The organism is Streptococcus sp. S784/96/1, assembly GCF_902729355.1.
In the GTDB taxonomy this organism is placed as follows: Bacteria; Bacillota; Bacilli; order Lactobacillales; family Streptococcaceae; genus Streptococcus; species Streptococcus caledonicus.
Genome location: NZ_CACVCC010000051.1, coordinates 1 through 10,189 on the forward strand (window position 1 = coordinate 1; position 10,189 = coordinate 10,189).

The window sequence follows — 10,189 nt, forward strand, 5'->3', positions numbered from 1 at the left end:
GTCACACCAACTGTCTGCTTGAAGCGTTGAGAGAAATAATTGATATCCCAAAAGCCAACTTTTTCAGCAATTTCATAAATTTTTAAATCGGTTGTCAACAATAAGAATTTCGCTTGCCGCATTCGTTTCTGGCACAACTTCTAAATGATAAATACGTGTCATATTCATTACCTCGTTTATTCTACAAATATCTGACAGGAAATTTCTTTTTTGCTAAATTTTAAGAAATTAGTAATCCCACACTAAAATGAGACTTTCATTTCTAGAAATATAAATTGACTCTATTTCACTTCTATAAGTTTATAGCTTTAAGAATACTTCCCTATCTGACTAACTTGTATATATAATAACGCTTACATACGGAAATAAATTGTCTTTTTTTGTCTTTTCATTAGTAAAAAATATGATTACTACCATATCTATTCTATACGAAAAAAATAAGAAGCCAGAATAAGTTAAATAAAAAAATGAATGAAAAGATACCATTAAAAGTACCTCTCATTCATTTTTAACTATTAATAGTTACCCTAAATTCGCATACAATCTATTTTCCAATACGTCGTATCATCTATCATCCTTACTTTGGCTTTCTAACCACTTTTTAGGAGAGATACCTAACCATTTTATAAAATCACGATTCATATGGCTCGAATCAAAATAACCAGCTTTCTGACTAATTTCCGTCAGACTTAATGTAGTCGTTAATAACAGTTTTTTAGCATTAGCAATACGCGCTTCTTCAACAATAAACTTAAACGTTTTCCCAGTATTTTTCTTGATTAATTTACTCAAATAACTTTCACTATAAGAAAACTGTTTTGCTAATGTTGTTAATGTTATTGTCTGATAATTCAAGAGAATTAGACTAAGCATCGGATAAAGACTGCTTTTTGAAGAATAATTTTCTTTCTTTCCAATTTCAAGTGTGCTTATGTAGTTTCGGTTAAAGTCAATAAAAATCTCATTAAGAATATAACCAATCATTTCAATATAGTTAGAATCTTTCTCTAAAAACTCACCGTATAAACGTAACACTTGATTTAAAATCTTCCTGTCTCCATCTGTATGAAATATCATATATGGGGCGTAATGTTTTCCCAGCAGAAGTTGTTTAAAAAAGTTTGTAACATAGCAATCACGCCTAAATAGGTCTGCAAAACTAGCCTCCATACTTTCTTTCCAAAGCAACATATAATTATGACATCATCATCATTAACCGCTAAAAGCGCATGGACCGCTTCTGGTGCTAGAAAGCAGAAATCTCCCTTATGCATTGCTATTGCCTGACCGTTAATATAATTAATACAGCTTCCATTCATAACATAAACAAGTTCAATAAAATCATGATTATGCAAAATTGGAAAAGCATATCTGGTATGCCTAGAAACATAAATAGCTGTATCCTCATAGAGAACATTTCTCGTAATGGTCAACCCCTTACCTTCTCGGCTCGTTTGCTGATAAAATTGTCGATAATCAAAATATTATCTTTCATCATCAAGAAGACTGCTATAATCTTCAAATCTTAATGGCGAAAAAAGGAGTCTCTCTCGGTCTGCTAAATAAACGTTTTTGTGTTTTCGCTCCACTTCGTTCAACACTAACAATTCTTTTAAGAGCATACTTCCTCCTTGTCGTCCCTATTTGATGTTCTTGCACTTTCTGACTAACTAACAATCACTCAATCCACTAAGTGTTTTTTTATGAATAACACTACTTTGAAGCCTATAAATTCAGCAAAATGACATTTTACAATCTGAAAATAACCATTAATCTAATGTTATTTCCATAAAAATCATATCATGTGGATTTAATTCTAACGACACTGTCAGACTATCGCCTATCGTTTCTTGAATATCCCTACTTAAGGTGGGGATACAACGGTATCGTATATAATTTATTTCATCTTCCCGATACCTTATGGAACTACTAAAATTATTGGCTTGGTAGATTAATGCGCCATCATTAATTCCCATTTTTCTCTGTTTAATTTGATACTGACGACCTTCTAGCAGGCCTTTCAATGTAATTTCAATTTGACTTTTTCCATCAGCCTCAAACATTTCCAAGGCATTATAGCGATCAAAGACGTGATTATCTTCATAATAATACCTTCCATTCAGATGACTGTAATGATAAGACAGGATAAACAATTTAGTGCTTGACTTTGTAATCATCAGCCCATCAGATTGATGCAACACTACATCTCCTAAATGACCTAAAAAATCAAAGGCAAAGAAGGCTGGTTTAGGGATACCATTCTTTGTGATTAAACCAGAGCCACCAAAGAATTCTTGCTTAGCAACATCGGTAGCAGAAGAAGAAAAATCTGATAACTGCCAATACCCCAACAAATCAATCTCATCTAGAACTGGCAAGGTATTTTTTAGAATATACGGTCCCTTAAAACAAGTATCATTGATAATATCACGACTATTAATTGTAACATTAAACTCTGTAACGTATAGCAAGGTAGCAAAATTAAGTTTTTCTAGTAACCTTTTAACACTAAAAACCGATTGAAGAGTGTAATCAGTGTCTGCTGAAATACGCATTCTTGGTAATTTCATAATATCTTTTGTCATATCAATAGGAAAAATCGACAAACTCAAAAAGTCAGGATGGATTTCACGCTGTGACCATTCTTGTAAAAACGTTTCAAGTATCTCTGTTTCAACAGAGACATTTAAACCACAACCTCCAATCTTAATATTCGGAAGTAAGGTTTTAATCCGCTTATAACATTGTTCAAAATAGGTGAGATAACCTTGATTAGTTGCCAAGTCAATGTTCTTCCCTTTATAGTTAAATGTGGTCAATTGTTCTGATTTTAGAAAGTCTAGCACTGATTTTTCAGGCTTCCAAAATTCAACTCGCCAGCTGGAAACTTCTTCTACACCAAACTTCTCAATACAGTGATCAATGAGTGCTTCATACCTTCTCAACAAGTCTTCCATTTCTTGAGTTGGTAATTTCAAGGCTGTATGACTGAGTATTTGCCGATTAGCGCCATGTACTGTTTTCCCTTTGAGTCCTAAGTCTAAAAATGGCTTTAATCCTAAATCTAAAATCGCTTGTAAAATATCATCAATTTTTGTAAAGTCAAATTCTCCATCAACATCTTTTAAAATTGATTGATCAATGATTCCCCAGATACGCCCATATTTAAATCTCGCGTACTGACTGATTGGTTTAACGGATTTGATGTATGAACGATGTAGTAAATCCTCAGCAAATCCAAGATTAATCAATAATTTATCCGTATCAAGCTTCCTACTACCTTCTGTAGATACTAGGATTTTCTTTTGCTGACTGGTGCTAAAACCATCGGAAAGATACTGTTGAACATCTGTAAAATCTTCCTCTACAACTTCTTTTGGACTTGAATTGATAATCACATTCTGTTTGGTCTCATTTCGATAGACACTTGGAGTAACACCTTGATATTTTTTAAACAATCGATTAAAAGAATTGATGTTACTAAAACCAGATTCAAAGGCAATATCTGTAATAGGAAGTTCTGTTTCTGTTAAATAACGACGCACTTTTTCTAAACGACGCTTAATGATGTATTCAGAAACCCCTATCCCTATTTCCTCTTTAAATATTTTTGAAAGGTATTGTTCAGAGACAAAAATCCTCTGCGCTAAATTGGTTAAGGTCAATTCCTTTTCAAAATTCACATCAATATAATTTTTAATTTCTTCGATGCGATTTCTACCTTGAGCATTTTTAGATAACGTGACAGAAAAAGCATAATATTTTTCTAATATTGTCAGAAGTGTAAAATATTCTCGGTATAACTGGTTAATTGATACCGTATCTGCTTGCGATTTCAGGAGAAGCAGGTGTTTTAATGACTGTGTCACTTCAAAATCAGCACTTCTTACCTTGGTGATAGAATCTCCCTTAAATAGACTCTCTGTAGGCGATAAACTATTTCTAACATAATCTATGGTAAAACAAAAGACTTTCCCCACTGTTTGTGAAATATCATATCGCTGAGCTTTAGTTATAATAAAAAAATCATTACTCCCCAAGACTATCTCATGATCATCATGTCGAATACAAACACTTCCTCTCAATGAATAGACGATACGAATTTTATTATCATAAAACTGATACTGCTCATTTTTTCTCAAAGAGCTTATCGCAATGTGTCCCCACGGGTTCAATAAATCCATCCTAATCCTCCATTTGTAATCCGCTTACATTACTATTTTACCCATATTAAGTTAAAAAAGCAAAATTGATTTGATCTCATTGGTCCAACACATCGTCATGTTTAGTTAGACAACATTTATCCACTCATAACTAATCAATACAATCTCAAAGGGTTTCAAGACAATTTTTTCATTCAAAGTCTGATCAGTTACTGTCACTTCTTTTTGATAAATTCTGGGACTATATTGCTGTTTTATAAAATGTAACATGTTATCGTCAATAATTTTTAATCCAGTATATTTTTTTAAAACATCAACACCATTACCATTTTCATAATCCAGAATATGAAAAGTTACCTTATATTTTCCATTTCTCAAGTCATTGATACCAATTTGAATGGATTGGCCCTGCATGTTAAAAATATAATTCTGGTTCTGATAGATATCCATATCTTTATCACTCGAATAGTAGTCTCCCATTGGCTGATAGTTGTAAGCAAGAATAGTAATGTTATCAAAATCATCAGCAGTCAAAATAATATTTTCCCCTTTACCAATTACTTTAGGCAGTAGAGACTGAGAAAATTTTTCTGCCTGTAAGGTTGATTTTAATAATCCTGATCGAGTGATGAGACCATTGCCTCCAGAAAATTCCTGCAAAGTTAAACCATTACTATCTCCGTCAAAAAGATTACGGTAACCAATTGCCTCAACTAATGGAGACATTTTATCTAAAAAAGTCAAATAATATCCAGCATGGTACAAATGATCATTGATATTATCTGTAAAATGGGCAGTAAGATTAAAAGCTGTCAAATATAAAGGCAATTCATTAATATATTCCTTCAAATTAGAAATAAATGTAGATAAACTAGTAAAAACTCTATTGACATGCGACGATAGTACAATATTTTCTCTGAGAGAATACTTGCTATGCTGCTTAATCAATGGGCAAGCATCTAAAGCCAAAAAATCTATTTTTCTTAACTCGGTAGCTTTTTTTAAATCTGTGGCAACATTATCCAGTGGACAATACATTGAAAAGTTGCCTAAACCACATCTAGATACCTTTATCTCATTTTTGAAAATCCCATAATACCTCAAATAATCTGCCAACCAATCATCATGAGTAAGATCCGCACAGACCTCAATGACTAAATCTTGAGTAGCAATATAGCCATAAATAGTATGATACTTCTTTAAGAGTTGAACTAATATTTCGGAGTGATTACCAGAAACAACGATATAACACTTGAGGTTTCTTTCTTTAAAATAGGACAGCAGATTAAGATACTGCCTTTCTGAAAGGTACTCTAAATTAAATGGTAACCTTATGTAATCTCCTATGATTACCTTCGATATCTGTTCCAAATTGTCAAATGATAATAACTCTGGATGTTCAATATTCCAAATTCGATGATAAACTGAAGAAGGGAAGTCATTCTTTACAGAGGCAGATAATTGGCTTGTTTTCTCATTCAATAACTCCTGAAAGTTTTTTATTTCTTCAATGACACTTGGTGACACACTTGTTGCCCTTGTCCTGGTATATTGCTGCCTCCACTGTGAAGGAGATAAACCATAAGTGGCTTTAAACAGTCTATTAAAGGAGTTCAAATTTTTAAATCCCAAATCATAAACCAAGGTATTGATTGGTAGGTTTGTCTCTGATAACCTTTTTTCAAGTTGTTCAAACCGTTTCTCCTGCAAATATTTTCCCAAAGATTTTCCAAAATTAGCTTTCAAAAAACGCGTCATTGTTTGTTTAGAAACGTAAAATTGTTTCGCTAAGTCTTCAATAGTTACTTCCTGAGTGAGTTGCTGATTGATGAATCTTGCGACTAAGTTTTTTGTCAACGTTCCCTTTTCTCTTGGTACCCTTATGAGGTATTTCCGTTCAAGTTTATGAATAATTTGAAAATATAAAGCATTTACTTCCCAATAAGAAGCCGTCTCATAATTAAGGTAATACAATCTCAACATCTGCTGTAAAGACGTTGATAACGTTGAAGTAATAGCTTCTCCTTTACTCTTTGAATCACCTTTAAAGATTTCCATAATCTCTTCATCCGTAGACGTAAAGTAGGAAAAATTGAGTAAGTAGACTCGACTCGTTACCTCTCGAAAATGAAGATTAAACTCTGAAAAATTAGGCACAACAAAAAATTCACCCATTGTAAAAGTCATTGTATAATCAAGCGTTGTTATTGCAACTTCACCTGATAACACATAGAGAATCTGGGCATCTTGAGACATGTGTGAATAAGTGCCACCTTGCAATAATTGAGAAATGGTGACATGTTCCCATGGATATGTTACTTTCATATTTATATTCTACCTACTCTAAGTAAAAAAGCAAAGTCAAACATGACCTCGCTTAAAGTTCCTCTCCATTAGTTTTAACAACATTTTGGTACCAATAGTAAGATTTTTTAGGTGTTCTCTCTAGGCTACCGTTGCCTTCATCATCTAAGTCAACATAAATGAGACCATAACGTTTTTCAATGACACCTGTACTTGCACTAATGATATCAATACCAGCCCAAGGCGTATATCCCATAATATCAACACCATCTTCCATGGCGGCTTTTAGTTGTTTCAGATGATCACGAATGTAGTCAATCCGATAATCATCTTGAATAGGATTTCCACAAGTTTCAATGGCAGAATAACCATTTTCAACCACAAATAGGGGTAAGTGGTAACGAGAATATAGCTCATTTAAGGTGATTCTAAACCCTAGAGGATCTGATTGCCAATCAAAATCATTTGATTTGAGGTAAGGATTTTTCAAGGTACCCATTAGATTAGCACCGGATGTTTGCAAACTTGATTTGTCTGCTGCTGTTAGGCGAGTGTTATAGTAGCTAAGTCCTACAAAATCAACGGTATTTTCTTCTAAAATGGCTAAGTCATCGGCTGTCATATCTAGCTCTAGACCTTTATGCTTCAACTTAGATAAAAATAGGTGAGGGTATTGCCCCTTGACTTGAACGTCAATCAATGCATATTCTTCTTCATTAGCCTGAAAGGCTTCCCATACATCCTCTGGCTTACAACTATAAGGGTAAGTCACCCCTGCCCCCATCATACAACCGATTTGAAAATTAGGATTGATTTCTTTTCCCACTTTAACAGCTAAAGCTGACGCTACCAACTGATAATGAGCACCTTGGTATTTTGCAAAATCAACATTCTCTTCTAAAGTTGGATTAATTAGACCACCGACCAGAGGAAGGCTTAAAATCATGTTAATTTCATTGATGGTCATCCAGTATTTGACTTTATCTTTATAACGCGTAAAAACCGTCTTAGCATATTTGACAAAATGATGAATCAACTCACGATTTTTCCAACCACCTGAATAGTAAAATTCAAGAGGAGTATTGAAATGATTCAGTGTCACTACAGGCTCGATACCATACTTTAAGCATTCATCAAAAACCTTATCATAAAAAGTTAAACCAGCTTCATTCGGCTCCTCTTCAATACCTTTCGGATAAATACGCACCCAGTTAATAGAGGTCCGTAACACCTTAATTCCTAGCTCTGCGAAACGTTTAATGTCTTCTGGGTAACGGTGGTAAAAATCAATAGCTTGATGACTTGGGTAATAATCATAGGTCTTATTTAAAGCAATTTCTAGATTAGCTGTTGCTTGAAACCTTTCATTGTGAACATTAGAAACTACATCATCCATGACCAGTCCTTTTCCATCTAACAGGGCACCTCCTTCTGCTTGAGAAGCACTCATGGCTACTCCCCATAAAAAGTTTTCTTTCATCATATCACCTATTTTTCCTCTTTATACATCATAAGCGTCAAGACAAAACCTGCGATAGTTGATAATACAATCGTTGCAATTGTTACAACTAAACCAGTTGAAAGCCCATTGCCACCTTGCTCGATAAAGCCTGGGATAGCAAAAATACCACCAGGAGCAAGCTGAACAAGTTTTACTTTAAAGAATCCTGCTGCCGCACCACCGATACCTGAAACGATACTTGCCATTGCTAGTAATTTTTTATTTTCCAAAACAAAACCATAAAGTGCTGGTTCAATAACCCCTGGAATCCAAGCTGAGAACCCCGCAGACCATGCCAATGATTTTTGTTCTTTTGATTTTTGCTTAAGTGCAACTGCGAAGCTAATACCAGCGATAACAAATCCATGTGCTGTAATCATTGGGAAGATAACATCGTACCCGTTGATAAAGAAGTTTGCAATCGCAATTGGTACAATAGCACTGTGGACACCAACAGATACTAGTAAAATCCAAAAACCTCCGAGAAGGGCCGAAATAAGTGTTGGGCTAATATTATAAAGTGCCATAACTGAATTTGCCAAGAAGAGAGAGATGATGTTAGCAATCGGTGCGATGACAATTAATGAAATTGGCATTGAAATCGTAAGCGTCACTAAAGGAGTTCCAAAACTCTCAATAATTGCAGGAAGTTTTCCTTTAATCGCATGATACACTTTAGAAGTGAAATACACTGCAAAAATGGTAGGAATAATCGTCGTTGAATAATCGTTAAAAATAACTGGAATACCAAAGAAATCGGTGGAAACATTTGACTGAATCAATGTTCCCGTAAAGATAGTCTTAACCTTTTCAGTATTTTGTAGCAATGACACCAAGCTTGGATAGAAGAAGATTGCTCCTATAGCCATTCCAATCGTTTCTTCAAGCTTAAATCGTTTTGCAGCAGAATATCCAACAAATAATGGTAAAAAGTAATAAAAAACATTGGAAGAAGCATATAGGACGTTGTAAGCTCCGCTATCAGACGCTAGAAACCCCAAAGAATTAAACATAATAACAATCCCTTTTAAAATTCCTGAAGCAGCCATAATATTTACCATCGGCAACATAATACTTACAATGGTATCAACGAAAAGTCCTAACGGATTTTTCTTTTTATCAGCTACTTGGTTTTCATGCACTTCCTGTCTCTTAGCATCAGCAACTGTACCAGGGTATAATGTAATTAATTCTTCATAAACTTGAGGAACATGATTACCAATAACCACATGGTACTGCCCACTTGATGGCAAGGCTGTCAAAACCCCCGTTAAGTTTTTTAATTCGTCTGCATTGAATTTACTTTCATCTTTTAAGACAAAACGCAGACGAGTCGCACAATGAACAACACTCTGAACATTTGATTCGCCACCAACATGTTCAATAATTTGATTGATAAGATTCTTATAAGCCATTGCTTATCTCCTTTATTTTTGATAAATCAATTGTAAACGATAACACACCAAAAATATTGCACTTTTTCACCAGAATAGCATGAATAACACACACCAATAGCATAATTATCATAACAGAATCAAAACATGAGTTTTTAGAACAATCCTAAAAACTCTATTGATTTTTCCTAAAACTTCCTTTTTAAAGTAAAAAGAGCCATTTGAATGATGACTCTTTTTTATTATATATTATCACATATTAATCTCTTAGTTAATGTGTTTTTGGATGAAAGCTGTAATGTCTTGATTACATTGTTTGGCAATGGTATCTCGAATATTATAGTTAAACACATGATGGCGAGGATTTTCCATATCACCGTAGCATTTAAATTCATGGTTAATACCTTTAGCAAGGAGATAACCGTCTAACCGAGCATTGGCTTCTAGGAGCATATCTGCATTAGCTGTCGTTAGTAACAGCGGTCCCATGTCTGTCGTCATGTAGTTTTCAGTCTCAAGCATCTCTACTTTTTGCGCTAAAATGTCCTCCGTGAAATAGACCTTAGTCGGAGGACTAAGCACCTCTGGTCGTGTTAGAAAACTAGCTGCACAATTGACTACCGTCGCTCTCACTGTAAAGTCCGGTTTCTCATAACCAAATTTAACACGATACTCCTTATTAGTTAAAAGGGTTACATATTGCAATGCCATTTGTCCACCTGCGCTATCCCCCATGATAACGATATTGTCAGTATCAATATCGTACTGAGCGCCATGTTCAGCCACCCAATGCATCGCTAGATTGACATCATCTAACTCACCCGGGA

8 protein-coding genes and 1 pseudogene are annotated in these 10,189 nt (G+C 34.4%); all 9 read right to left on the reverse strand.

The annotated features are described in order from the left end of the window. Window positions 1–137, reverse strand: a pseudogene (locus GZ996_RS11100) (helix-turn-helix domain-containing protein); the annotation flags it as partial. A gap of 427 nt (window positions 138–564) precedes the next feature. Then, window positions 565–1,170: a helix-turn-helix transcriptional regulator gene (locus GZ996_RS11105; RefSeq protein WP_238386431.1), complete on the reverse strand. Its 606-nt coding sequence runs from the start codon at window positions 1,168–1,170 to the stop codon at window positions 565–567. After that, window positions 1,074–1,433 (reverse strand): AraC family ligand binding domain-containing protein, encoded by a 360-nt coding sequence (locus GZ996_RS12310; RefSeq protein ID WP_162012082.1) that lies wholly within the window; start codon window positions 1,431–1,433, stop codon window positions 1,074–1,076. Before GZ996_RS12310 ends, GZ996_RS11105 begins: the two co-directional genes overlap by 97 nt. Window positions 1,434–1,484: 51 nt before the next feature. Further along, window positions 1,485–1,622: a hypothetical protein gene (locus GZ996_RS11115; protein WP_162012083.1), complete on the reverse strand. Its 138-nt coding sequence runs from the start codon at window positions 1,620–1,622 to the stop codon at window positions 1,485–1,487. Window positions 1,623–1,769: 147 nt separating this feature from the next. Further along, complete coding sequence (locus GZ996_RS11120) at window positions 1,770–4,184, reverse strand: GH39 family glycosyl hydrolase (protein ID WP_162012084.1); 2,415 nt, start codon at window positions 4,182–4,184, stop codon at window positions 1,770–1,772. Window positions 4,185–4,289: 105 nt separating this feature from the next. Next, the gene (locus GZ996_RS11125) at window positions 4,290–6,488 is read right to left on the reverse strand and encodes a helix-turn-helix domain-containing protein (RefSeq protein ID WP_162012085.1); all 2,199 of its coding nucleotides are present in this window, start codon (window positions 6,486–6,488) and stop codon (window positions 4,290–4,292) included. A gap of 52 nt (window positions 6,489–6,540) precedes the next feature. After that, window positions 6,541–7,947, reverse strand: a complete 1,407-nt coding sequence (locus GZ996_RS11130; protein ID WP_162012088.1) for a glycoside hydrolase family 1 protein — start codon at window positions 7,945–7,947, stop codon at window positions 6,541–6,543. Between the two features lie 8 nt (window positions 7,948–7,955). Then, window positions 7,956–9,383, reverse strand: coding sequence for a PTS transporter subunit EIIC (locus tag GZ996_RS11135; RefSeq protein WP_162012086.1), 1,428 nt, complete (start codon window positions 9,381–9,383; stop codon window positions 7,956–7,958). Window positions 9,384–9,629: 246 nt separating this feature from the next. Further along, on the reverse strand, window positions 9,630–10,189 hold a 560-nt coding region (locus GZ996_RS11140; RefSeq protein ID WP_162012087.1), incomplete at its 5' end, for an alpha/beta hydrolase.

What these genes read in the sequence shown, in the direction of transcription:
- GZ996_RS11130 (WP_162012088.1), bottom strand. Translation starts at nt 7,947, where the DNA reads ATGAAAGAAAACTTTTTATGGGGAGTAGCCATGAGTGCTTCTCAAGCA.
- GZ996_RS11115 (WP_162012083.1), bottom strand. Translation starts at nt 1,622, where the DNA reads ATGCTCTTAAAAGAATTGTTAGTGTTGAACGAAGTGGAGCGAAAACAC.
- GZ996_RS11125 (WP_162012085.1), bottom strand. Translation starts at nt 6,488, where the DNA reads ATGAAAGTAACATATCCATGGGAACATGTCACCATTTCTCAATTATTG.
- GZ996_RS11135 (WP_162012086.1), bottom strand. Translation starts at nt 9,383, where the DNA reads ATGGCTTATAAGAATCTTATCAATCAAATTATTGAACATGTTGGTGGC.
- GZ996_RS11105 (WP_238386431.1), bottom strand. Translation starts at nt 1,170, where the DNA reads ATGGAGGCTAGTTTTGCAGACCTATTTAGGCGTGATTGCTATGTTACA.
- GZ996_RS11120 (WP_162012084.1), bottom strand. Translation starts at nt 4,184, where the DNA reads ATGGATTTATTGAACCCGTGGGGACACATTGCGATAAGCTCTTTGAGA.